Here is a 24912-nt window from a genome sequence, read left to right on the forward strand (position 1 = left end):
GCATGTTGTTAAAAGCCCTGTCAGAAAAAGCGTTAACTGCGGCTCTTGCGGGTTTGTTGATCGCCATGGGTATTATCACCTTTGGTAATGCCCGCTTATTTGACTGGCTGTATTTTGCTATTTTGGCTTTTGTTATTTTATTGAGTCGAAAAAATATCAATATTGCCGGGATCGTCTTGATTCTTATCCTCGGCAAGTTTGCCGATGAAACGGGTTGGCATCTGCTGGTTGATAACCTGCCAAGCCGGTTATTTGTTTATCTGAGTTTATTGATAACATTAGCGATAATCAAAGAAGAGGAATATCGCAAACCTGTTGCGCTGCTCTTTTTGCTGGCTTTAGGCTCGGAAATTTACTGGTATGTTTCCGGTTACGGCGGTCCGGAAATTTACTGGCATTTGATCGAAATTAATATTCTTATTCTTGTGCGCCATTACTTGTTTGTGCGGGTATTTTTTACCAGCCGGCTTTTTCCCGGTTTGTCTAAGTCACTGGAACTGGACGTGGAAGTACATGATGTGATGACGGTCTTTATGTTTATTCACGCCTTAACCGTGCTTGAATACCTGGTACGTCATTTGTTCGGCCTTGATATTAAGCTGGTTTGGTCGTTTAATGCTGTTATCTTTCACGTGCTTAAGGTTTATCTGGTATATGTTATTCTGCACGGCAGCGCTCAATTAAGCCTGGCAAACAAGCTTAACGCATAAATTTATCTAACCGGGGCACCTTTGGGTTAATCCTTTCTGCTATTCCCGGTAAATCTCTTCATAATTCTCCTGTGGAATATTTTGGTCTTTAGGTGTGGATTGCAATACACACCTGAAGGCTCTTGGTCCTGCGTGGCATTTCACAAAATTCATATTATTAATCAAATATCTGGAGTAAATTATGAAAAAAGTATTATTAGCCGTTGTCACTGTCTCTTTATTATCTGCCGTAGCTGTACCTGCTGATGCTGCGGTTGGCGGTAAGACTAAACCCCCGATGGCGGCTAAATGCAGCTGGTGGGATCAGCTGGTTATGTCGGTTATCGGTTAATCTGGCTTAAGAACTTGAGCTAGTGTTAAGCCCGGAGCTTGCTAATTCCGGGCTATTCGTTCTAATGCATCACAAAGTTTTCATGTATTCCACCAGCGCCCAGCGCTGGGATTCACTGAGATCCGAACCGTAGCTGTGGCCGCGGTTAGAACTGCCGGGAATGATTTTTCCGTTGTCATCCACCACCCGAAACAGGGACAGGCCCTGATCGGTTTTGTACCCGACCCTGGCAGGGTCAAACTCCCGGCTGCCGACCCAGAAACTGGTTAAACGCTGCTGAGGTTTTTTCAGCAATTCCCACAGGTTGGGGATTGAGCCGTTGTGCATATAAGGCGCCGTGGCCCAGATGCCGTTTAACGGCCGTGCTTTGTATACCAGGCCGGTCAGATCCCTGTCATCGCCCTTTTGCGAGCTGTCGCCGGTTTTATCGCTTTTATACATGGCCTTAAGCGCTTTGAAATGGGCTTTAAGATGGTCGGTCATGCTGGTGCCTTCAACACTTTTATCGAGCTTGCCGTCTATTCTTACCGGCTTTAAGCCGGCCTCAAGGGCGGTAAGCGGGTCTTTTAATACCAGACCGACCACGCCGTTGGCGGGAATGAGGATGGCGGGGGTCACTTCTTTAAAACGGGCACCCACTAAGATTTGGCTTTTCTCTCCTTCAAGAAACAGGGATTTTGCCATATGAAAGTCGGCGTTCCAGGCGGTTTCCGGATCTGTACCCACCTCGGCCACCGGGGTTTTTACCGAGATATATTTCTCTCCCTCGTTAGCCCTTGGGATCACCTGGTGGCACTTGGCGCAATATTGTTTATATAATGTTTTCCCTTGAGCTGCGGTATCGGCATCAACCGCGGGCAGGTATTGCTGTGGCCACTGCGGCGAACGTAAATCCCTTACCCAGGTTTCCAAATCTCCCAGGTACAACATCTCTACGGTGGAAGAATAGCGGCTGTCCCCGCCCTTAAGCCGGTCTTTAATGGAAGTATTGTTAATGTTTAAGTGGCCGAATACTCCCACCACTTCACCCATATTACGGATTAACGGCCCGATCACCGGGGTGTTGGGGGCCGAAGCATTCCACTGCACCACATCAGACTGATGGGTGCCCCATAAAAAGGGATAAGATACCGGGGCGGTGGGCGGGTTGCCGTTGTTTAAATCTCTCAGGGCAAAAACACTGCCGGCGTTTTGGATATTGCCGAAGGCGTCGAGGCGGGCGTAACTGGTAAAGTCGGGATCAAAGTCCTTGGGCAGGGCATTGACCATGCGGCGTTCGGTCAGATCTTTTGCCAGCTGACCCAGGCGTGCTTTAAGTGCTTGTGCTTTTTGTTCGTTGTATTCGTCGGCTAATACTTTACGGGCAAAGCGCTCAAACTTGGCGGCATCACTGTGGGTATTGTTCAGGGCGTCCACCAGGCGGCTGAAAAAAAGCACGAAATTGGCCAGGGTCGGCGCGCCTTCAATTAACATGCGGGTGCCGTTATAGTCGAGCTGGTTGGTATGGCAGGCGGCGCAGGTCATGCCCATCCAGGGCTCGCCACTGCTCCTGTCTTTGCCCAGGGCAAAACCTATCGGCAGCCCCGCCGGGTTTTCCAGCGACGAGGGCATCGGCAGATAACGTAAAAATTCCATGTGGGCGCTGCTGCGGAAATACTCCCGGCTGTCTGGCTGTTCCAGCCAGGTAAACCAGGTGTAGGGCATGATACGTGCCCCCTGGTCGGTGAACCAGAACTTCATCCGGATGTCGTCGTTCCATGCCTGGGGTAGCTCTATCCGGCTCGGGGCCTCGCCAATGGCCGGGGTCATCAGGGATTTTTCGGCACTGGGGCTATAACCCTGTTCGGTTGCGCAACCGATAACCAGCGAAGCGGCAGCCAGGGCCGAGAGAAACAAAAATGGGGTTTTCATATGATGCTTTCCTTGCCTGAATAAATTATTAGTTTTGTTGTGTTTTAGTCTAGGCAATAAATCTCAGCCCTGAAAGAAAAGGCATGAAAGAAAACCTAAGCTGAAGAAAGGGATAGAGCAATACCGAACAGTTTGGGTCTATCTATGTTGCATGATAGCGGCTTAATCGCCGGGTTTAATCGTCTTAGTGCCGCAAGTTTCGGCATTGCCCACCATCACAGTTTTTATTGATACCGCCCTTAGTGTGCCCCCGGGGCTTATACTTTCGCTGTTTTGTCTACCTCATAAGGGAAGGGGGCAGATTGATTCACAGTCGGATATTTTACGAACTGGTTTCTGCCTTTGCGCTTGGCTTCGTAAAGCGCCAGGTCTGCTTCAATATAAAGGTTTTCAGCGCTGCGGATATGGTCAGGTGTCATAAAAGATAAGCCCGCAGATATGGTCACCTTTTTATGTGGTAAGTTGTTTTCGTGTGGGATATCGAGTTCGGATATCTGTTCAAAGATAGTTTTCACTCTTTCCACGCCGTCCTGGCAATGTTCAAGACTATGAATTAAGGCGAATTCTTCATCGCTTATTCTAAAAGCAAATTCTGTTGCGCGGCGAGTAGAGTTGATAAGAACTTTGCCGATAGAGGAAAGCACCTTGTCCCCTTTTGCCTGACCATAGCTATCATTATATAGTTTGAACTGATCCAGGCTTATGATAACCAAAAGTAAAAAGCGTCCTTCTCTGCCACTGCGATTGGTTTCTTTTTTCAGGTTTTCGGAGAATAAACGCCGGTTATACAATCCGGTTAATTGATCAATTTCCGCCAGACTGCGCATTCTCAAGTCGTTGCTTCTAAAATAAAATACCAGAGAGCACCAACTGAAGATGAACACCATAGCGGCAATCACCATTGCCTGGATAAAGATGGCGGTCATATTTTCATGGTTTTGTTTAGAGCTGCTTTCCTGCTGTAACAGCGTTTTTATAGCTTGCTGTATGCCATTGGAATACTCATATTTTAGCTGTTGGTATTCGGCGCTAAAAAGCAGCTCAGTCGCAAGAGCGTGTTTGTCTTGTGCAGCCAGCTCGAAAGCCTGCGTTTCCAGGGCGATTAACTTGGTATTTGCCTTGCTGGTGTCGTGTATCGCCTGGGCGATGTCAGGCTCTCGCTTCATGGCTTTTATAATGGCCATATCCAGCAATTTTGCATGCTGCAGGTATCTGTCTCGCCACACATGGTCATTTTTTAAGATGCCAACCCTGGCGGACATCGTCAGCACTTCATCAAGGTAGATGATCTCACTGGAGAGCAGGCGCAGCTGGCTTAATCGTGCTGCTGAAGATATTTGCAGGGTAGAGTAATGAAGAAACAGTGCCGCGATAACAACAATAACCGCTATGGTAACGCTTAACCCGCTAAGCAATAATGTTCTAAATTTGCAAAGTTTTTCAGCCCCGAGCATTTCATCCCTCTTTTTCTTTGCGTCCTGAAAGCAAGAGTAGACTATATGCGTGATAAGTGCCTGCCCGCGGTAGATAAATAGAGATAGCTGACAAAATTGTCAGCCACCCGGAACAAGCTTGTTGAGTTTTGCTATCGCCTGGCAGGGAGGTGATTTATGTTTGTCGGCGGCTCCTGCTGTAATGAGCAGGGGCGGATAAGTATAGTTTTTGTTAAAAAACTTTAGCCGAGTTTAACTCTGGCATATTATTATTTTTAGCCATGACGGATACTGTGTTTTTTGTTGTAAAAATAGTTCAATATCATGAAAAGAAGAGAATATAAATCATAAAAAGCACTTGTCATTGCTCTGATGCAAGTGGCTCAAACGGACACATAACAGCTGGCTGTGTTCGTTGTCCGCTATTTTTGCCAGCTAGTTTGCAGCGCTTAGCAAAGGGTTGGTGAGAAAACATGAACACTATCGAATTAGCAAAGAAATATTTGGATGTGTTTTTTAAAACTCAAGAGTTTGATTCCCTGTATGAAATATTTGATGAGCAATTAGACTTCAAGGGGCCTTTTCTGCAAAGTGATAGCGCTAAAGCGTATATCGAATCTTTAAAGGCTGCTCCGTGGGAAAGTTGCGAATACGAAATTAGGGAAGAATATGAGAATTCGAATTCGGCGTGTATAACATATCTATTTAGAAAGGGACGAAAATGCACCCTGATGTCCCAGCAATTCTGGGGGACAAACGGCAAAATTAATAAGGTAAGGCTGATATTTAATGCGGCAGACATCACATAGCAATACGCAAAAAACACTGCCTTCGGGGTCATAAATTCATTTGTAATGTTTTTATAGGTTATTTTTCATGTGGTTAATCTTGTCGTACAGTTGCTTATACAGTATCCACATTTTACATAAATATTATTTACAGCCCCAATCTGTTTTCCCCTGCATTTTGTACTATTACTAATAGCTGAACCACCCACCACCGGAGGTCAACCTAAAACCGTAAAACAGCCAAACCAAGCGCTGCCCCTAAGTGCGGTAACACTCAGAGACAGCTAACCACAACAGATATTGGAGTATCCATCATGGCTAAACCTAATGATATGCCAGAGTTTCACTCGGTTAAAGCTTATCTAAAAGAAAGCTTAACAGAAAATATACCCGCCCTCCTAATCAAGCAGCCGGCAACAGCTTGTACCATAAATGCCAACAGCAATACGCCGTTAACCCACAAGGGAGGGCATTATCATGTCTGAATCAAACTTACCGCTGACAGAAGATGCCATCAAAAGGGAGCAGTTATCGAGTGATTTTGCCAACCTTAATGAGGACTTTAGCAAGTTCAGTGAAGAATGTGCCTTTTTGTTCGATGCACTTGCTGCGATTGGTCGCGAACCTGAGTGCATCACCCCGCACACCAGTGAAGGTATCAGGCACCTGTGCTATTGGCTTAAATATCAGGTTATCGGCTACCGGGAGAAAATAGACGAGATGCAAGACTGCTGGAGAGTGCTTAGCCGCAAAAAGTAATACTGGCTAAGGCTCAAAGCAAGCTGTAAACGCAACAAAAGGCGGGTGGACTAACGGTAATCACAGCTTCGGCTATACCGTGAACCGCCCGATATTATGCCGAGATAATGTCCTTATCGTTGAGTTTTTTATACTCCAGTCAGGGCAGAATAGTTAATATCAACACTTAAGGTACATAAGGTGATAAATCTAAAGATTAAGGAGCTGTTTTTCAGGCTAAAGTCACTGTTGCTAGCTTTGTAGCCATGTGAAATATAGCGGTGAATAGTAACTGCGGAAGGTGTGTTGATTGCTGTTATTGTTTCGATCAAGTGGTGAGCGCTTCCTATATGAATATCAGGCCTTGTTTTTACATATATCATTCAAGGCCTGGGCATCTGACTTTATTTTCCGGAAGTTGACAGGCTCACCAATTATAACCTGTCGATATCTGGCGGTTAATAAACCCTGAACTGCTCTAACTGCATTTCATCAAAGCCGGGACTGCAATCGAACTTGGCGTTGCGTTCGCCGTTTTTCAATTTAGCATCCCATTCAAGGCCACACTGATTAGCGCTAACCACTAGCGAGCTGCCGCCGCTGGTACTGGTCAGGGTGATTTGATCGCCGCTGGTGCTACAGTCAAATTTGCTGTTGCGCTCGTTTTTGTTATCGAGGTGGGCATCCCATTCCAGTGCGCAGTTGCCGTTTGCTATGCTGAGGTAGCCGGCAACGGAAACCGAGTTATCGCTATGCTTTTGCGGCTCGCTGGCGGCGGTAAAAACAAAGCCGTCCCCTTGCGAGCTACAATCAAATTTGGCATTGCGCTCGTTGTCGCTTTCCAGTTCTCCGTCCCATTCCAGGCGGCAGTTATGCTCGCGGGTGCTTATTTTCATGAAATAGCGCTGGTCTTTTTTCATGCCGCCAAGCAGTGTCTGCATCGACAGGTCTGTGGTTTGCGCCCAGTCCCATTTCTGGTTCTTACCGCCGTGGTAAAGCCATTGGCCTATGGTGCTGTTGTTGTCTGTGCCAAAAGCGTCTAAAACATAATCCGGGTTATGGGCATTGGCAAAAACACCGTCATTGTAGTGCCAGCGGTGATCATTGCTGTCGCTGCACAGGGCCAGGGTTACCACGCCGCCGTCTTTTGCCTGCTCGGGGCCGCCGTGGCTCAGGCAATATTCGGGGTTTTGGAAGCTGCGCAGGAACTGCTCTTTGCTGTCATAAGTCCAGCGCTGCCATGACTTGCCTTCACATTGCCACAAAATGGCGCTTTTACCCGCACTCGGCAAAGTGCCGGAGAAGTCCAGGCATTTACCGTTGTTGCGGCTGATAAGCTCCCGGTAGGGCATGGGCTGGTCGCCGCCGGTGGCGGTAATGGCAAACTGGTGAAAATCAACATCTTGATCATGGCTGATATGCAGTATGTTGTGTTCGCTGTCCAGCTGATATTGCCAGTTGCTGTCGGTGCTGCTACTTACTGTAAACTCCCCGGCGTAAAAGCGCTGCGGCAGGGCGATTTCTGTGGTGCCTGTGGCGCCGCTATTGCGGTAACTTAAGGTGAAGGTATTTTGCATGGCATCGAAGTCGTAGTTTTCTATGCTACCTGCAACTGCCCTGGGGTAAATATTCACTAAGGCTTGGGCATTGCGAAGTTCAGAAACCTTGTCCGGGGCAATCGGGCTCCAGCCGCCGGGATCGCTTGACCAGTAGGCCCAGCCGAGTTTATTGCGCTCTGCCATCAGCATCACGTCTTTCAGGTATTGCAGGCCGCCTTCGGCGCTGTTGCTGTGGCCGAATTCGCCCATCAGCCAGGCCATATTGTTATTGTAGGCATAGTTGTGCTGGTTGGTTTCCCAAAGGTTTACCCGGGAAAAATCGCTTTCGCGGTAGCTGGCGCCCTCGTGTAAATCCCTGGGGTACAGGTGTGGCATATAACCCAGGCGGCGTTCGCCGTTTCGCGGGTCGTGCAGGTAGCGTAACGCGGTTGGTGCGCCGTGGTTGGCGCTGACCGACATAGGTTCAACAAAAATATAGTGGTCGTTGTCTACCTCGCGGATGCGGTTGATCACTTTTTGATAAAGGTCGCTCAATGCGCCGCCTTCAAATTCCCGTACCGCGTTGAGGTTGCCCCAGTCGCCTTTGTTGCGGGCAATTAAGGTGTGGGCCACTTTGTCGATATAAGACTCGGGTACGTCAAAGCCCATGTTGGCGGCCAGGTCGCGGATAATGTTGCGGATAAGCCCGGTGAACATGTTGTAGGGGTGGCCGTCTACCCAAACGGTGCCGATCACGGCAAAGTTCAGTAAACCTTTCTGTGACGGTTCTATCATCTCATAAACCAGTTGATCGGCAATGGCGTCCAACCGGGTGGGTTCGTTAAATAAGTCGTAACCTATTACCGCCGGGTGTCCGGCAAAACGTTCGGCCACGGCGCGCCATGCCAGGCTGAAGTCGTCCTGGATATTGCCGACATTGGCGAAGAAGTTATTGGCAGAGTCAACGGCACAGGGGGAGGCTACCTTCAGCCACCAGGGGCCTTCGTTTAACGGGTCGTCGCTGCCTATACTCGCCCAGCCGGGAGCGCCGTTGCCGCCGCAGTTTTCTCCCCAGACATCCTGGTGCATATCCAGAATGACCTGCATTTTATTGTCGGTATACCACTCTAGCCGGGCTTCGATATCATCGAGATAATCCTGGTTGATTTGTCCCCGCTGTGGCATCAGCAAGTCCCAGAAAATAAGGTAGCGGGCGGTGTTGTAACCCATGGTTTTTGCCTGGTAGGCGACATCGGTTTCGGTTTCCCACGAGCGGCGCATTTCGCTGTGCTTGGCGACATTACCGGAATTGAGTCCTTGTAATATCAGCTGGCGGCCCTGCTGGTCTACTATCGGCAATACGCCCTTTCCGGTTACCTGGGGTGTCGAAAGAGCATGGCCGCTGTAGCCGAGCAGCAGCATAGTGACACAGCTAAGGGTTGGTAAAAATTTCTTCATTAAAGCCTCCGTGCTTTATTTGCTTGTGTTTGTTGTTTTGACTGTGCCTCTTATCTGCGGGAAATTGATTTACTCTGCAGATATAGAGACTTTTAACCGCCTGTTCAGGGAAGATACGCACATATTCCTGAATTTAAGTACGGTATATGACAATAACCGGGTAGAAAAGTAAAAATTGAGACAAAAAACCTTAATAGGATCATTAGGTTATAAATTAGGAACAGAAATTGTATTTTCAGGAGTCAGTTTTAGCTATTCGGACATATAGGTGTCTCAGCAAGTTTTTGATCATTTTTTTTGTTTCAGTTATGGTTAAGCCAGTAAAGAGTCGGTTTGCCAATAAAGAAAACCCGGTAAAGCATCAATACAGACCGTTAAAACATAGCTGATGTTGCCGCTATATGTTTATCAACGGCCTGTGTCAGGTTGCGATATAGCCGGTTTCATATTTTTGTCATAAAACTCAATTAAACTTCCGCACTTTTCTGCTCGGTATAGGATATGTCTGTTTACAAAGGGAATTTGTTCTGGGTATTGCTGCATCTGGCAGCGATACTGGTTGTTTTTATCAGCCTGTTAACCGGGCTTAGAATAGCCAGCGTCAGCCGTCCTGACTGGCAGGCGATATCTGCCGTTTTACCGCAAGGTTTACTGCATCCTCTGCACTTTACTTCGGGCATCCTGCTGATTGTGCTGACGATCGGTTATATCGGCTGGCGTATACTTACCCGGGAACAAAGACCTAAGTCTTTTAAAAACAAGGCGCTGGACTTTCATCGTTTGGTGATCCGTCTGGGTTACCTGCTTTTTTTCAGCATTACCTTAAGCGGCCTGCTTTCCTATTTTTCCCTGGCCCCTGCCTTGATGGTGGCGGTGCATTATTATTGTGCCCTGGCGGTTATCTGTTATTTGCTGTTACATGGCGGTGGTTATTTTGTTCACTACGGACTGACGGCGTTAAAGCGTATCTTGTGGCCGTCATGGCAATTGTCAGCTGTATCTTTGGGGCTGTTAGTGCTTACTTTATTGCTGGCCGCTTTAGGCTTGCAGCTTACAGATAAGGCGTCACATGTTTTACCCGTTGCCAAAGTGCCTTTGTCACAGCTGATTCATATTGACGGCAAGGCAGATGAAGCCGCTTGGCAGCAGGCCGAAACTGTCGATTTGTTAACCCAGGGCGGCGCTAACTTCGATAACGGCCAGACCCGGATCAGGGTGCAGGTGGTGGAAAACGGCATTGAAGCTTTTTTTCATATCAGCTGGGACGATGCCACCAAAAGCCTGAAGCACTTGCCTTTAGTGAAAACACAAACCGGCTGGCAGGTGGAACAGCAGGGCTTTTATAATTTTGATGAAACCCGCTATTACGAAGACAAGCTGGCGGTGATGGTTTCCAACCAGTGTCAGGCGGGGGGCGCAGGTACGGTACATTTGGGGCCTAAACCGCTGGAGGATAAACCCGCCAACTGGCATGGCAAGGGTTATCACTATAGCCAGGACGGCGCTATCCGGGATCTCTGGCATTGGAAGGCGGTACGCACCAATAATATGATCTTGGCGGATGATAATTTTATCGGGCCGCCGGATAAAGTCAGGCCCGGCAGCCGCCGTTACAGCGGTGGTTATCTGCAAGACGGTAAAGAATCCGGCGCTTATGTGATGAACTGGGCCTGGTACAAACCCGGGCAGATAATACCTAAACGTTTACCTAAATCGCCCGAGCTGTTAACCCCCTACCAGCAGGAAAACACAGACAGTTTAAGCTGGGTGATCCCCTGGTTTGACTACCAGCCTTATCAGGCCGAACATGATAATTACCCGGTGGGCACCCGTATGCCTTCGGTGATGTACCGCTCTAACCGTTTTGAAGGCGACCGGGCCGATGTCCGCGCTTTTGCCCGCTGGCATCAGGGGCGCTGGTCGCTGGAGCTATCGCGTAAACTCGATACCGGCTCACAATATGATGTCGCCCTTAAAAACGGCGTCTGTTTGTGGGTCTCGGCTTTTGACCAGTCGCAAGTCGCCCATACCCGGCATGCGCTGCCTATTCAACTGGCATTTTCGGGGGCTTAATGATTTTCAGGTTTTGTATTTTACTGGTTATAGCGACGGCCGTGTTTGGCTATAACAGCTTGTATCCGGGGGAACGGCCAAGTGCTCAGGCCGCCCTGGATTCGGTGCGCTGGCAAAAATTAACGGCTCAAGGTCAGCCTTTAGCGCCGTGGGCGGGACCCTGGTCCTGCGTACTGGATAAAAAAAGCGGCCTGATATGGGAAGTCAAAACCGATAATGAGTCTATTCATGACGGTTATTGGAGTTATTCCTGGTTTGACGGCCGGGCCGGGAAGGCCAATAAGGGGGATTGTTATTTTGAAAGTGAGCGCTGCGACACCCTGGATTTGATCCGGCGCGCCAACCAGGAAAGCCAGTGCGGCGTCGCTCACTGGCGTCTGCCCACGGCTGCAGAATTGCAGAGCCTGCTTTATCGGCAAGGCAAACCGGGTGATGCCTTAATAGATAAAGGCTTTTTTCCCCAAACCAAGCACGGGGATTATTGGAGCGGCGAGGCGCAGCAGCCATTGACTTCAAGCTTTCGCCATCTGGGGTACGGTGCACTGGCGGTTAATTTCGGCACCGGGGAAACCATAGCCTTACCTTACCGCAATGCGGCGTTTGTGCGACTGGTCAGCCAGTTGAAATAAAACTGCAACATTTCTTACATCTTTATTTCACATTGATTTTATACCATCTCCGTCCTTTACTGTATATGTGTCAAATATAATAAAGGACTGATAACAATGAAAAAAGGAACATTCACCGGCCTGGTTTTAGCATCAGGCTTACTCTCTCTATCCAGCGCCCAGGCAGATACTAAGCACCACAGGGTGATGTGGGACGCTAATCCTGCCAGCAATGCGGTGATCGGTTTTTCCCCGGACGGCTCCAGCCAGTCGCCTTATGTGAAATTCGGTTACGGCACAGATGAAAGTTTATGGACCAGCGCCCAGGTCAGCGCCAGTTTTACTTTTGATAATTCTCTCACCAGCCACTTTGTCCGCCTGACCGGCCTTAATGCCAACAGCGCGATTTATTACCGGGTGTGCGACCAAAATGGCTGTGGCGATCGCCTCTGGTTTAAAACCGCGCCCACCGACAATAGCCCCTATACCGTGATTGCCGGCGGCGATACCCGTACCGGCTGGACCAACCGCCGTGCCGGTAACGAGTTGCTTGCCAAAATCCGCCCTTTGTTTGTGATGCACGGCGGCGACTACACCAATGCCAACAGCGCCTCCGAGATGAATCAATATCTGGAAGACTGGCAGCTGACCTTTTCCTACGACACCATAGACGGCCTGCCTTATAAGCGTATTTATCCTATGGTGGCAACCCATGGTAACCATGAGGACGACAACTACTCGACCTTATGTCAGGTATTTGGCGTCGATTATAATGGAGACGGCCAATGTAATGCCCTGGATACCTATGGGGCCTTTAATGTCTCGCCTTTGCTTCGGGTTTATACCTTGAACAGCCAGTTTAAAAACAGCGGCTGGTCTTCTTATGCCAGCGCCATGAACAACTGGTTAAGTAATGACTTAAGCACTAAGGGCAGCAGTGCTACCTGGCGTTTTGCCCAATACCATAAACCTATGTACCCGCATTACACCGGCAAGTCGGAGAATACCGAGTTATTCGACTGGTGGGCGCAGGACTTCTATGACCATGCCCTTAACCTGGTGGTTGAATCCGACACCCATATCAATAAGCTGACCAAGGCCATTAAACCAAGCGGCAACGGTTTTAGCGAAACGACCTCCGGCGGTACGGTTTATGTCGGTGAGGGCAGTTGGGGGGCACCGGCGCGCTCTGCCAATGATCCCAAATCCTGGACCATAGACTTGGCCAGCATCCAGCAGTTTAAAGTGATTTCCGTTGAAGGCGAGCAGCTGACGGTGCGTACCGCCCAGTTCACCAGCTCTGCCGGTACATTAACCCGTGAACAAAGGGCGGCAGATGCCCTGGCCCTGCCGCCAAGTGTCGACTGGTGGCACGCCAACGGTATCGGTGAGCAGTTAAACCTGGTACAAAACAGCGACCGGCGCAGCGTGATTGATAGCGGCGCTGCCGGCAACAGCATGACTTTGGGGGCTTCGGACGATACTTTTATTGCCAAGAGTAAAGCCGACACTAACTACAACGGCAGCAGCGATGGCCTGCTGGCGGATGGTCTCAGCAGCACTTATGGCGAAATGCAAACCCTGATCAAGTTTGACCTGAGCCAGTTGCCCGGCTGCAGTACGGTTACCAGCGCCAGCCTTAAGCTTAACGTCTTTAATTCTTCCTCCGGCAGTTACAATATCTACAGCGGCAAAAACAGCTGGGATGAAAACAATGCCACCTGGAACTCTGTCTCCGGTGATGGCCATCAAGGCACACAATTGACCAGTTTTACCGCTTCCTCAACCGGAGAGAAAACCATTTCCCTGGGACAGGCTGGTTTGGATGCTGTCAATGCCTGGCAACAAGGCAGTAACAACGGCCTGGTCATTGCTTCGGGTGGTACTTCAAACGGTATCGATATGAATTCAAAAGAAATGGGCTCAGGCCCGCAGCTGGTGCTGGCGTATCAGCAGGGCAGTGATTGCGGCGGTTTGAGTGAGTCTGGTTTGTCTGCGGACAAAGGGGGCTGGTTGCATTACAGTGTTGATGTGCCTGCCGGTATGAGTTCACTGCAAGTCAATATTGCCGGCGGCAGCGGCGATGCCGATCTTTATGTACGCAAAGGCAGTCAACCGACCTCGTCTGCTTATGACTGCCGCCCCTGGGTGGACGGTAATACCGAGAGTTGCAGCCAAGATAACCCGGAGGCAGCTACCTGGTTTATCAGTATTTATGGTTACAGTGATTTTTCCGGGCTTAGCTTGAATGCCCGGTGGCAGCCATAAAGCTGTTTTTAAATCTTAAAGTAAATCAGGGGCGCTAATATGCGCCCCTAAAGCGTGCAAGTAAAGTGTCTAGATTGCTTTTCGCCTGGCTGTAAGCAAAGGCCAATCATTGCAATTGAGCAAGAATCGGGTTGAATTGCCAGCCGCCTTATTCCAGAATCGAAACATTCACGGGATACAGGAAAATGTTTATGTCGGTTGCGAGCCTGGTCAGGCTTATCACTTTGGCCGCTATTTGGGGGGGATCTTTTCTCTTTATGCGCATAGCGGCAAACCCGCTCGGTCCGGCTGTGCTTATTGAGGCGAGAGTTTTTTTTGCCGCGATAACCTTACTGGTTATTGCTTTATATCTGGGGAAAAAGCTCAGGTTTGTCACGCACAGCAAGCACTTTTTCATCCTCGGCTTTTTTAACTCTGCCTTACCTTTTTTGCTCTTTGCCTATTCGGCCCAGGTATTAAATGTTTCTTCTTTGGCGGTATTAAATTCTACCGCTCCCATATGGGGGGCGATTATTGCTGCAATCTGGACTAAAACGGCGCTGACTAAAAACGTAACCATGGGCCTTGTGCTTGGTATTGCTGGTGTCGCTGTCTTGGTTGGCTTGGATGTTAGCAATATCGGTGAAGAGGCGATATTGCCGATCATTGCCGCTACTGCGGCTTCAGTGAGTTATGGTATAGCGACAAACTACGCCAAAAATGCTCCGCAAGTCGCGGCGTTTGATAATGCGCATGGCAGCATGTGGGCCTCGGCGATTATTGTACTGCCTTTGTTAGCTTTTTTTCCTGTCAGGCAAGAGCCGGCCATGGATATTTTCACTTCGGTTGTTTTGCTTGGTGTTGTCTGTACCGGGATCGCCTATTTATTGTATTTCCGCTTGATTGCCGATATAGGGCCTTCGTCGGCGCTGTCGGTAACGTTTTTAATTCCCGTTTTTGGCATTTTGTGGGGCCATCTCTTTTTAGGTGAAGCGATCAGTTTACACACGCTTATTGGTTCGGTTTTGGTTATTGCCGGCACTATGCTTGTCACCGGATTTTCTTTGCGGAAAACGGACAGGCAAAAGGCGTTAGTTAAAGGGATTAGTGAATGAATAAAGTTGAATCTCATCGCCATTACCTGGTGGTTGAACAAGCTATCGCCTTTATTCACCGCCATTTTGCTAAGCAGCCAACGCTTACCGATATTGCCGAAGCCGTGCATATGAGCGAACACCATTTGCAAAGGGTGTTTTCAGAATGGGCCGGGATATCACCTAAACGCTTCTTGCAATTTATTACCAAACAAGCGGCAATTGATGCTTTAAAAAATACCAGCAATTTAATTGAGGCCAGTCAGTCCCTGGGTTTGTCCGGCACCGGCAGGTTGCATGATCTTTTGGTGACATGTGAAGGCATGACACCCGGTGAAATGAAGCGTGCAGGCGAAGGTGTTGCCATTGACTATGGTGTGGCCTCGACGCCTTTTGGCGAGGCGGTATTGGCCTGGACCGGGAGAGGGATCTGTTATTTGCAGTTTGTTGAAAGAGAACAACAAACCAGGATTAATGACTTATTCCAGCAATGGCCCCATGCAAGTTTTACCTTAAAAGATGAAGCCGCAGGGCAATTGAGCGAAAAGATATTTGCTTCACCGCTAGAGCGCGGCAAGATTCACCTGGTGCTTAAAGGCACTAACTTCCAGGTTAAAGTATGGGAGGCGCTTATCAACAGCCAGGCTTCGCAACAGCTGTCCTACTCGCAGGTTGCACAATTGGTCGGCTCTCCCGGGGCTTCAAGGGCAGTAGGCACGGCGTTGGCAAGCAACACCATCGGATACCTGATACCTTGTCATCGCGTGATAAAAAGCAATGGCGAGCTTGGCAATTATCGTTGGGGAGTTGATCGTAAAAGCGCTATGCTTGGCTGGGAACGGGCGCAAACAGGATAGCTAAGCCTGTTTGCTTTAAAACAGCGATAGCCGGTTCAGGGAAGCGGCTGCCGGGAACTGAGTGTAAGGTTAACTTAAGGTGCGGCTAAACGTTGGCTGCCGGCACCTGATATAAGGTGCTTTTTATTTTTGGCAACTTCCATAAGGCGTAAATAGGTAAAATCGCCAATATCAACAGCGCCATTTGCTGTGGTGCGTTTAACGGCAATAACTGCAATAACGCCACCAAAACAGCAGCCCCGCTCATCTGCAGAAAACCCAGCAGTGCCGAAGCCGAACCGGCATTATCACCAAAAGGCGACAGCGCCTGGCCTGAACAGGTACCTGCCAGTAAAGACACTCCGGTCGAGCAAATCATAATAGGTAACATAAAGGCGGCCGCATGATGCCACTGTTGTAAAGCCAGCATTAAAATTCCGGAAGCCACTAATATGCCCATGCCTAAGCCGATGGTGTTTCTGGCACCCAGCTTGGTCAGCACTTTAGGGGCAAAGAAACAGGCAGCAATATTGAGCGCCGCATTGAGGCTGAACCAGAAAACAAAGCTATGCTGGCTTTGCTTTAGCTCTACCATCAACCAGGCGGGAGAGCTGCTGACAAAGGCCAGCATGATCGCCATCATCAGCATGACGATTGTGGCATTAAATAAAAATACCGGGTGTTTGAAGATCGGCATAAAACTTTTCAGGCTGATCAGCTTTTTAGGTTGCACTGTGCTGGCGGGGCGGGTTTCCGATAAGGTAAAGAACATTATAACCCCGGCAACCGCGGCATAAAGCGCCATCACTTCAAAATTGCTGCGCCAGCCAAAGTGCTCGGTCAGTACGCTGCCAAGTATCGGCGCCAGTGCCGGAATACAGCAAATGGCGCCATTGAGGTAACTGTAGATCACGCCGCTTTGTAGCGGATTATATGTGTCGCGCACACAGGCAAAAGCGGCTACCACTATGGCGCAGGCGCCAAAGCCCTGGGCCATGCGGAAAAGCAAAAAGACTTCAAGGCTGGCGGCAAAAACACACAGCAATGAAGACAGGCCGTAAATCACTACCCCGGTGATGGCAACCGGCCTGCGGCCAAAACGGTCTGCCAAAGGGCCGCTAAGCAGCTGACCAAGGCCCATGGTTAATAGAAATGCGCTGATACTCCACTGTACTTGCGACATAGGCGCAGCAAAGTCTTGTGCCATTACCGGTAAGGCCGGTAAAAATATATCGATAGCCAGCGGGCTAAAAATCACCATCAGCATAAGCAGTGGCAGGGAATTGCGTGTTGTCATTTCTCTCTCCTGGGGTCAACGGGGTCAGTATAGGGGATTAGAGTTATGAGCAGAAATGAATTATCATTGTATCTATTATTCCTGCTTGGAATGTTTTGAGGTAAGGTGGCAACTGCCGGGTTATCTTGTGGTGTTGAGGGGGTAGGATGAACAAACTGGATTTAAATTTATTGAAGGTACTGGCGGTGCTGCTGGAAGAGCTGAATGTGACCGCTGCCGCCCAGCGTTTAAATGTTACTCAGTCGGCGGTGAGTAAACACTTGTCCCGGCTCAGGGATATGTTTGCCGACCCCTTGTTTGAGCGCAGTGCCCAGGGGCTAAAAGCCACCCCCAGGGCGATTGAATTGGCGCCGCAATTGCGCCAGGTGATCCAGCAGCTGGAACAACTCACCCGGCCGCAGTCCTTTGAGCCGGGGCAAAGCCAGCGCCGCTTTCATATTCATATGCCGGATATGGCCTATTCGCTAACGTTTCCGTTTTTTATGCCTGACTTGCTGACCCAGGCGCCTAATGTCAGTTTAAAAACCAGTACCTGGAATGAACACAGTATGCAGCAGCTGCTCAGCTGTGAAATCGATATGGGCATTGCCTGTCGGGAATGGGACAGCCGCTCGCCGGTGCATATTAAAGATATTCCCACCGAGCTCAGCCATGTTGAGCTGCTTAGGGAAAATTCCCTGTGCCTGCTGCGCGAAGATCATCCGGCGTTGCAGCAGGATTGGGATATCGATACCTTTTTAAAATATCGCCATATCCAGGTGACGATCGGCGGTATGAATAAGTGGTTGCTTGACGATGTGCTCAGCATTAAAAAGCTCGACCGCGATATTGCCATACATATGCCGGACTTTCACAGCGCCATGAGTTTATGCGAACAAAGCGATTTGATCTTATGTGCGCCGGGGCGGCATGCCACTAAACTGGCCGCCAGCTTTAAGCTGCGTATTCTGCCTATTCCGGTGGCATTTGATCCGGGGGCCTACGTGCTGATGTGGCATAAGCATTTCGAGCAGGATCTTGGCCACAAGTGGCTGCGGCAGCTGATCATCAATAATGTCGTTAAGTAGCGGATAAGGACTGTATTGTCAGTTTTTCGCGGTATATTTCGCCTGATAGGCCTTTAAATCCTGTTTGATACCGGGGGCGAGCAGGTAAAGGCCGATGATGTTGGCTATGGCCATGGAAAAGAACATAGAATCGGAAATGGCGATCACCGCATCCAGGCTCACCGAAGCGCCGATGGCGGTACACAGGCAAAAGATCAGTTTATAGCACAGGTCTAAAATTTTAGAGTCACCCACCAGGTAACCCCAGGCAATAGAGCCGTAATAGGCCCAGGAAATCATGGTGGAGATGGCAAACATCAATACCGCCACGCTGAGTACATAAGGGAACCACCAGATCACGCTGGCAAAGGCGCTTGAGGTCAGGGCAACGCCGTCCAGGCCGTCTGTGCTCTGGTAAACGCCGGTGATGACGATCACCAGGGCGGTGATGGTGCAAATGACGATAGTATCGATAAAAGGCTCGAGCAGGGCGACATAACCTTCGCGGATAGGCTCTTTGGTGGAGGCGGTGGCATGGGCGATAGAGGCCGCACCCACCCCGGCTTCACTGGAGAAAGTCGAGCGTTTAAAGCCCTGGATCATCACACCGATAATGCCGCCGGCGACACCCTCGGGATTAAAGGCGCCGTTGATGATCAGGCCAAAAGCACGGGGAATTTCACTGTAATGATAGATAAGAATAAACACGGCGGCAGACAAATAAAGTCCCGCCATCAGCGGCACCACTTTGGAGGTTACTTTGGCGATACTTTTAATGCCGCCTATGATCACGACACCGATAATCACCGCCAATATCGCGCCGAATAACCAGCCTTTGTCACTCCAGAAACCGGTATTGCCCAAGGCGACCACAAACTGCTGATAGGCCTGGTTTGACTGCAGCATATTGCTGCCGCACAGGGAAGCAACCACGCAGCATACCGCGAAAAAACTCGCCAGTATTTTACCCTGGGTTTTAAAGCCCAGCTCCGCCAGGCCGGTTTTTAGATAATACATGGGGCCGCCGTGTACCTCGCCTTTGGCGGTGATCACCCGGTATTTTACCCCCAGGCTGCATTCGAGGAACTTGGTCGACATGCCCATAAAGCCGGCGATGATCATCCAGAAGGTGGCACCCGGGCCGCCGATGGACACGGCAATGGCCACCCCGGCAATATTGCCCAAACCTACGGTGCCTGAAAGGGCGGTGGCTAAGGCCTGAAAATGGCTGACTTCACCGGGATCTCTTGGATCGGAATAATCGCCTTTGATCACCTTGCATGAGTGTTTAAAGCCGCGAATATTGATGAAACCAAAATAGCCGGTAAAAGCCACGGCGGCGGCGATCAGCCAGAGCACGATTAACGGGAATTGCGTGCCGGCGATGTCTACGCTGTAAAAAATAATGCCGGTAAAAAGCGCCGCCACCGGACGCAGTAGCTGGTCTATCTGCTGGTCGATGGACAAGTCTGCCGCACGGGCCTGCATGCCCGGCAGTAGCAATAAAATCGTTGAGAGTAGTTTTTTCATCTTATTATCCCGGTAACTAGCTGGCCTGATTGCAGTGTCAGCTTATTTGCCATCAGCCGTTACTGTTTTTAGTGAGTGCTTATTTACTCTTTTCGTTAAATCTCATTGTGCCACAGACTTGTGCTATTAATTAGCCTGATATTTGATTAATATTGCTAATATAGTAAGCAATTTGTATAGCTTGGGTAGCATAATGAGTGATTTGGACAATATCGATCGGCAGTTAATCAGCCTGCTAAGGGCGGATGCCAGGACCTCGGTTTCCCAACTGGCGAAAACCATTGATGTCTCCCGTGCCACGGTGCAAAACCGTATTAACCGCCTGGAAAAAAGGGGAGTGATCACCGGATATACCGCCCTGGTTTCGCCGGGAACCAACGAACAGGTCTCTTTGATCCGCGCCTTGATGAATATTGAACTTAAAGGCACTTCCACTAAAAATATCAAACAGGCACTCATGGCTGAGCCGAGTGTGTGTGCCATTCATACTACTAACGGCCGCTGGGATATGATTGCCGAATTGCAAACCAGATCACTGGAAGAATTTGACCAGGTGCTGGGGCGGATACGTAATATCAATGAAGTTTCTGCTTCGGAAACCAGCATTTTATTGTCGAGTCACAGGATCAGTTCGCAGGAGTTGTAGAGGATCAGTAGCGCCCTGGTGACAGATCAAAGTAAGTTATTAGCAGAGTGTTATTCTGTGTGCTCACTTTGCTAACTTTTTAAGCAATTTAATCTAATTCTTGCACTAAATTTTAGTTTTCTTTTTCTTCATAATTTCCCCAGATAGATATTTTCCAGAAATTACTCATTAGCTCCAGGAGTCAGCCAAGATGAAAAATTACCATCAGGCACCGGCCGCCGTGGTCATGATCCGTCCCCATCATTTTTGTCCTAATCCACAAACAGCGGCAGATAATGCCTTTCAAAAAAGGCACCAAGCCCCCGTCGATGGCGATATTAAAAGCAAAGCCCTGGCGCAGGTGGATACCGCCGCAGAAATCCTGGCCCGGCACGGGGTTAAGGTGATTTTATTTGATGATGAAACCAGAACCACGCCGGATTCCGTGTTTCCCAATAACTGGTTCAGTACTCATGAAAACGGGGCTGTGGGCATTTATCCCATGTATTGTGAAAACCGTCGTCGGGAAAGGAGGGAGGATATTCTGGCCCAGCTTGGCAGGGAATACCGGGTCAGACAAACCTTTGATTATGCCCGCTTTGAAAGTCAGGGACTTTTTCTGGAAGGCACGGGAGCCATGGTACTGGATCATATAAACCGTATTGCCTATGCGGTGAAGTCGAAACGCATGAGTGACTGGTTGCTTAATCACTTTTGCCGGGATTTTAACTATCAGGCAGTGGCTTTTCATGCCAGCGATGAAAACAATGTAGATGTCTATCACACCAATGTTTTGATGTGTATCGGCACCGGCTTTGTCATGATTGGCTCTGAGCTGATTAAAGACGGGGGTGAACGCCGTCGGGTGATGCAGAATCTGCAACTGGGGGGCAGGGAGGTGATAGAGCTTACTTTGGCTCAGATCAGGCAATTTGCCGGTAATGCCCTGGAGCTGGCGACAGCGCAGGGTAATATCCTGGCGATATCGCAAACGGCCTTTAATTCTCTAAACCCGGAGCAAATAAGTAGGATTGAAAAATACGTAAGAATTGTGCCGCTGGATGTCTCCACCATAGAGCTGGCGGGCGGTTCTATCCGTTGTATGCTGGCGGGTATACATTTACCGCGAAAAAGTGAATCCCTGGCTGGGTAGAGCTGAAGTATTACCTCTTCATCCATGAAGCCGCTTCATTGCTTGCAGGGATGCAAGTACTTAGTTTACGCCGGGAGCCGGTAAAACTGACCATACATCCTGTATATAAGCTCCTCTTCGTCCATGAAGCCGCTCCATACCATACATCCTGTATGTAAGCTCCTCTTCGTCCATGAAGTCGCTTCATTGCTTGCAGGGATGCAAGTACTTAGTTTACGCCGGGAGCCGGTAAACTGACCATACATCCTGTATGTAAGCTCCTCTTCGTCCATGAAGCCGCTCCATACCATACATCCTGTATGTAAAAAAGGCATCCCGGGAGGGATGCCTTTTCAGTGGGGGCTTATCAATTGATTACTTATCTAAGTATAAGCTTTTATTTTTTAAAGCGGCGGGCACCGATACCCATCAGGCTTAAGGCAAAAATGGCTAAAGTAGAAGGCTCAGGTACGGTACCGCAATTTTCGGTACAGGTATCTTCTTCGAAACCGCTGTATCTTACGGTTGCCTGAGACATGTTATAAAAGCCGAAGCTGCCGGCCTGGTTGTTCAAACCTGAAATGCTGAAAATTTGCTCGTTGACGAAGTCGCCGCCGTTGATGCCGATATTGATTTCGGTATCGGTATAACCCAAAGTGAATTCGTAAACGGTATTATCTGCCCAGCCGCGGTCACTGCCGTAATCTGTATCTAAAACGGTAATGCCTGTGCCGTTATGGCCCCATAAACCGTTTAATGAAGTAACATCGGCGCCGGCAGAAATTTTAGATAAGGTAAAACCTTCATAACCTACCTGACCGTTCACCGTTTGTGTACCCTGTTTCCAGTCAAACAGGTAGAAGTCGTCCAGACCGTTGTAGCCGAAAACAAAACCGACAAAATCATCGTCACTGGAGGTTTCTACACCAAAAGAACCGGTAAACTCTTTATTGATAAAAGATTCCGGACTGACAAAAAAGGTAGGGTTGCCGTTGATAGACTGCACAACCGAAGAGCCGTCAGGAGCAACTGTCCAGTTACCGTTACCGGCATTGCCCTGCTGTGACCAGGAATTTAAGTCGATAGCGCCTGCATAGGCTTGACTCGCTAAAGTGCTGGCAGAAAGGATTAGGCCGGCTACAGCAGTTTTTAAGAAGTTAGATTTCATGTGATATTCCTTTATGTCTTTTGTTATTGGTGTCGTGCCTGACAGCTCACTAAGCAACTTGATTACTGAACTCCGTTTAGCGATTCCTGTGCCAACATGTAAAAACTCAACAAAATCATGCTGTTACTCGTTTTGTGTTTGTAGGGGATTAAATTAATGTAAAGATATTTGACAATGTGTTAATCGTGTACTAATGAGGTGAATAGTCGGTAAAGTTTATGCATTGCCTTGATGTTTTGGGCTGGTTATTTTTCCGTATTCATTTGGCGGCTTAGTGCTGTTTGGTTACCGGGAGGGTGAGTAAAGCAAGATATCGCCGTTTCCCTCTAAAAGTAAGTGCTGGGTGTGGGCGGGTTTAAAGCTGGTTTACCTTGTTTATTAGAACAGCCCTGTAAATCACCATGAATATGCCTCCTGCATTAATGGTATACATTACGTCCGTGTAAATAAAAAGGCGCAAAATGCGCCCTTAACTTATTGTATTAATATCTGTCAGCTATCTGCCTGCTAAATTATTAGCTCAAGGGCAGCTATGGTATGGAATATTATTCTTCTTCTGTTTCGTAAATACTGAAATCAGTTATACCTTTTGCTTCAAGTGCTTTTCTTACGCTTGCCGGTAATTTCTCATTATTATCCTTGGCTAAGTCTGCATCGTCCGGTAACGGTTGTCCGGTAAAGGCATGCAAAAAAGCTTCGCATAATAGTTCACTATTAGTCGCATGACGTAAGTTGTTGACTTGTCTACGGGTTCTTTCATCCGTTAATACTTTTAAAACACGCAAAGGGATAGAAACAGTGATTTTTTTCACCTGCTCGCTTTTTTTCCCATGCTCGGCGTATGGATTAATGTATTCGGCATTCCACTCTGCCATCGACTTACCTCATATTCTAAATTTCCCAGGGTAAATTGTACTGGTTGTGGGCTGTGAGTCAACATCCGAATGTGTAGAGGTTTAGATGGCTAAAAAGATCTTGACCCCAACAATCTAAACGTTTAGAGTTTTAGACGTCCAAACATCCAAATGTAAATCGAGAGTGAAATGGCTAATAACAAAACAGCAACAATTGCCGTCAGGGCAGGTATAAATAATGATAAGCATCATGGTGCTGTGGTTGCGCCAATTCACTTATCCAGTACATATTCCTTAACCGGCTTTAACGAAAAGCGCGAGTTTGATTATTCCCGCACCGGCAACCCCACCCGTGCGACTTTTGCCGAGGCGGTGGCGGAGCTGGAGCAGGGCGCCCATGGCATAGTCACCAGTACCGGCATGTCTTCGGTGCATTTATTGTGTCAGCTATTGGCCGTGGATGATCTCGTGGTGATCCCCCACGACTGCTATGGCGGCAGCTACCGCCTATTCAGCCACCTGGAAAAAAGAGGGCTGTTCAAATTGGTTGTGGTGGATCAAAACGACAGTGATGCCCTCGAGCAAGCCTTAGCGCAAAAACCTAAACTGGTCTTGATTGAAACCCCGAGCAATCCTTTGCTTAGGATCGTGGACATTAAAGCGGTTACCGAAGCAAGCCAAAAAGCCGGTGCCCTGGTGGCGGTCGACAATACTTTCTTATCCCCGGTGTTGCAGCAACCTTTATTGCTGGGCGCGGATATAGTTTTTCATTCCACTACTAAATATATCAATGGTCACAGCGATGTTGTCGGCGGCGTATTAGTCACAAAAGATAAAGAGCTGGGAGAGCAGCTGGCCTGGTGGGCAAACTGTATCGGTATTACCGGCTCAGCTTTTGACAGCTATTTGAGTTTACGCGGCCTGAAAACCCTGCCGATCAGAATGAAGCAACATCAAAGCAATGCCGATGCCGTGGCCAAGTTTTTAGCCGGACACCCGGCGGTTGAGCAGGTGTATTACCCCGGCCTGGCGGATCACCCCGGCCATGCTATTGCCCGTAAACAGCAAAAGTCTTTCGGCGGTATGCTCAGTTTTGAAGTTAAAGGCGGTGTCGAAGCCGTTAAAGTCCTGTTTGACAATTTATCCCTGTTTACCCTGGCCCAGTCCCTAGGCGGTGTGGAGAGCCTAATCAGCCATCCTTCAACCATGACCCATGCCGGAATGGATCTTGAAGCCCAGTTAGTGGCGGGGATCAGCCAGTCGCTGGTGCGTATTTCTGTCGGTATAGAAGATATCGACGACATTATTAACGATCTTGATGCCGGGTTAACTGCCAGCCAGTCAGGCCTCGATAATACTGGCCCTGAAAAAAAGTTTACTGACAAGGCATCTACTGCAAGCAACTCAGAGCCAGGCCTGAGGGTTGTGGCAGATAATGATCAGCAAACAAAACCTTTTAGTTTTAATCCTGCACTGGCGAGCTTGTGGTAAAAAA

21 protein-coding genes are annotated in these 24912 nt (G+C 48.8%); 14 read left to right on the forward strand and 7 right to left on the reverse strand.

Features of this window, described 5'->3' with window-relative positions:
• Window positions 1–2: 2 nt before the first annotated feature.
• Together SG35_RS03115 and SG35_RS03120 are read left to right on the forward strand one after the other, a co-directional pair.
• Window positions 3–710, forward strand: a complete 708-nt coding sequence (locus tag SG35_RS03115; RefSeq protein ID WP_044834963.1) for a hypothetical protein — start codon at window positions 3–5, stop codon at window positions 708–710.
• 181 nt (window positions 711–891) lie between these two features.
• Window positions 892–1041, forward strand: a complete 150-nt coding sequence (locus tag SG35_RS03120) for a hypothetical protein (RefSeq protein ID WP_160298348.1) — start codon at window positions 892–894, stop codon at window positions 1039–1041.
• 69 nt (window positions 1042–1110) lie between these two features.
• Here the strand turns inward: SG35_RS03120 and SG35_RS03125 are convergent, their stop codons facing one another.
• Window positions 1111–2952 (reverse strand): di-heme-cytochrome C peroxidase, encoded by a 1842-nt coding sequence (locus SG35_RS03125; RefSeq protein WP_044834962.1) that lies wholly within the window; start codon window positions 2950–2952, stop codon window positions 1111–1113.
• Window positions 2953–3209: 257 nt separating this feature from the next.
• On the reverse strand, window positions 3210–4406 hold the full coding sequence (locus SG35_RS03130) for a GGDEF domain-containing protein (RefSeq protein ID WP_053043313.1): 1197 nt from the start codon (window positions 4404–4406) through the stop codon (window positions 3210–3212).
• Between the two features lie 452 nt (window positions 4407–4858).
• Between SG35_RS03130 and SG35_RS03135 the strand changes: the two genes are divergently transcribed.
• The 3 genes from SG35_RS03135 to SG35_RS03145 all read left to right on the forward strand — a co-directional run bounded on the left by SG35_RS03135 (window position 4859) and on the right by SG35_RS03145 (window position 5932).
• Window positions 4859–5194, forward strand: a complete 336-nt coding sequence (locus tag SG35_RS03135) for a hypothetical protein (RefSeq protein ID WP_044834961.1) — start codon at window positions 4859–4861, stop codon at window positions 5192–5194.
• Between the two features lie 293 nt (window positions 5195–5487).
• On the forward strand, window positions 5488–5658 hold the full coding sequence (locus SG35_RS03140; protein WP_160298347.1) for a hypothetical protein: 171 nt from the start codon (window positions 5488–5490) through the stop codon (window positions 5656–5658).
• Entirely contained in the window at window positions 5651–5932 is a 282-nt protein-coding gene (locus SG35_RS03145) for a hypothetical protein (protein WP_274055321.1), read from the forward strand. The genes SG35_RS03140 and SG35_RS03145 overlap by 8 nt, the downstream gene beginning before the upstream one ends.
• Before the next feature lie 437 nt (window positions 5933–6369).
• On the opposite strand, the gene SG35_RS03150 is transcribed toward SG35_RS03145, so the two are convergent.
• Entirely contained in the window at window positions 6370–8907 is a 2538-nt protein-coding gene (locus tag SG35_RS03150) for a cellulase family glycosylhydrolase (protein ID WP_084692737.1), read from the reverse strand.
• Between the two features lie 501 nt (window positions 8908–9408).
• Between SG35_RS03150 and SG35_RS03155 the strand changes: the two genes are divergently transcribed.
• The 5 genes from SG35_RS03155 (at window position 9409) to SG35_RS03175 (ending at window position 15786) form a co-directional block, all read left to right on the forward strand.
• Window positions 9409–10980, forward strand: coding sequence for an ethylbenzene dehydrogenase-related protein (locus tag SG35_RS03155; protein WP_044832938.1), 1572 nt, complete (start codon window positions 9409–9411; stop codon window positions 10978–10980).
• The gene (locus SG35_RS03160) at window positions 10980–11609 is read left to right on the forward strand and encodes an Lcl C-terminal domain-containing protein (protein WP_053043046.1); all 630 of its coding nucleotides are present in this window, start codon (window positions 10980–10982) and stop codon (window positions 11607–11609) included. Before SG35_RS03155 ends, SG35_RS03160 begins: the two co-directional genes overlap by 1 nt.
• Window positions 11610–11705: 96 nt before the next feature.
• Entirely contained in the window at window positions 11706–13856 is a 2151-nt protein-coding gene (locus SG35_RS03165; RefSeq protein ID WP_044832937.1) for a DNRLRE domain-containing protein, read from the forward strand.
• A 191-nt stretch (window positions 13857–14047) separates the two neighbouring features.
• Window positions 14048–14950 carry a DMT family transporter gene (locus SG35_RS03170; RefSeq protein ID WP_044832936.1) on the forward strand — a complete coding sequence of 301 codons (903 nt, stop codon included), beginning with the start codon at window positions 14048–14050 and terminating at the stop codon, window positions 14948–14950.
• Entirely contained in the window at window positions 14947–15786 is an 840-nt protein-coding gene (locus SG35_RS03175) for a bifunctional helix-turn-helix domain-containing protein/methylated-DNA--[protein]-cysteine S-methyltransferase (RefSeq protein WP_044832935.1), read from the forward strand. Before SG35_RS03170 ends, SG35_RS03175 begins: the two co-directional genes overlap by 4 nt.
• Window positions 15787–15871: 85 nt before the next feature.
• On the opposite strand, the gene SG35_RS03180 is transcribed toward SG35_RS03175, so the two are convergent.
• The gene (locus SG35_RS03180) at window positions 15872–17062 is read right to left on the reverse strand and encodes a multidrug effflux MFS transporter (protein WP_044832934.1); all 1191 of its coding nucleotides are present in this window, start codon (window positions 17060–17062) and stop codon (window positions 15872–15874) included.
• Window positions 17063–17208: 146 nt separating this feature from the next.
• Here SG35_RS03180 and SG35_RS03185 point away from each other — a divergent pair, with 146 nt between their 5' ends.
• A complete protein-coding gene (locus SG35_RS03185) occupies window positions 17209–18129 on the forward strand; it encodes a LysR family transcriptional regulator (RefSeq protein WP_044832933.1) in 921 nt (306 codons plus the stop codon).
• A gap of 18 nt (window positions 18130–18147) precedes the next feature.
• On the opposite strand, the gene SG35_RS03190 is transcribed toward SG35_RS03185, so the two are convergent.
• Complete coding sequence (locus tag SG35_RS03190; RefSeq protein ID WP_044832932.1) at window positions 18148–19638, reverse strand: alanine/glycine:cation symporter family protein; 1491 nt, start codon at window positions 19636–19638, stop codon at window positions 18148–18150.
• Between the two features lie 193 nt (window positions 19639–19831).
• On the opposite strand from SG35_RS03190, the gene SG35_RS03195 reads away from it, so the two are divergent.
• Both SG35_RS03195 and ctlX read left to right on the forward strand, forming a co-directional pair.
• Window positions 19832–20284: an Lrp/AsnC family transcriptional regulator gene (locus tag SG35_RS03195; RefSeq protein WP_044832931.1), complete on the forward strand. Its 453-nt coding sequence runs from the start codon at window positions 19832–19834 to the stop codon at window positions 20282–20284.
• Between the two features lie 190 nt (window positions 20285–20474).
• On the forward strand, window positions 20475–21416 hold the full coding sequence (ctlX, locus tag SG35_RS03200; RefSeq protein ID WP_044832930.1) for a citrulline utilization hydrolase CtlX: 942 nt from the start codon (window positions 20475–20477) through the stop codon (window positions 21414–21416).
• A gap of 376 nt (window positions 21417–21792) precedes the next feature.
• Here ctlX and SG35_RS03205 read toward each other — a convergent pair whose 3' ends face one another.
• The gene (locus SG35_RS03205) at window positions 21793–22563 is read right to left on the reverse strand and encodes a PEP-CTERM sorting domain-containing protein (protein WP_044832928.1); all 771 of its coding nucleotides are present in this window, start codon (window positions 22561–22563) and stop codon (window positions 21793–21795) included.
• A gap of 545 nt (window positions 22564–23108) precedes the next feature.
• Entirely contained in the window at window positions 23109–23438 is a 330-nt protein-coding gene (gene metJ, locus SG35_RS03210) for a met regulon transcriptional regulator MetJ (protein WP_044832927.1), read from the reverse strand.
• A gap of 168 nt (window positions 23439–23606) precedes the next feature.
• Between metJ and metB the strand changes: the two genes are divergently transcribed.
• The gene (metB, locus tag SG35_RS03215) at window positions 23607–24908 is read left to right on the forward strand and encodes a cystathionine gamma-synthase (RefSeq protein WP_084692736.1); all 1302 of its coding nucleotides are present in this window, start codon (window positions 23607–23609) and stop codon (window positions 24906–24908) included.
• The last annotated feature ends 4 nt before the right edge of the window (window positions 24909–24912 follow it).

This window comes from Thalassomonas actiniarum (assembly GCF_000948975.2).
GTDB lineage: Bacteria > Pseudomonadota > Gammaproteobacteria > Enterobacterales > Alteromonadaceae > Thalassomonas > Thalassomonas actiniarum.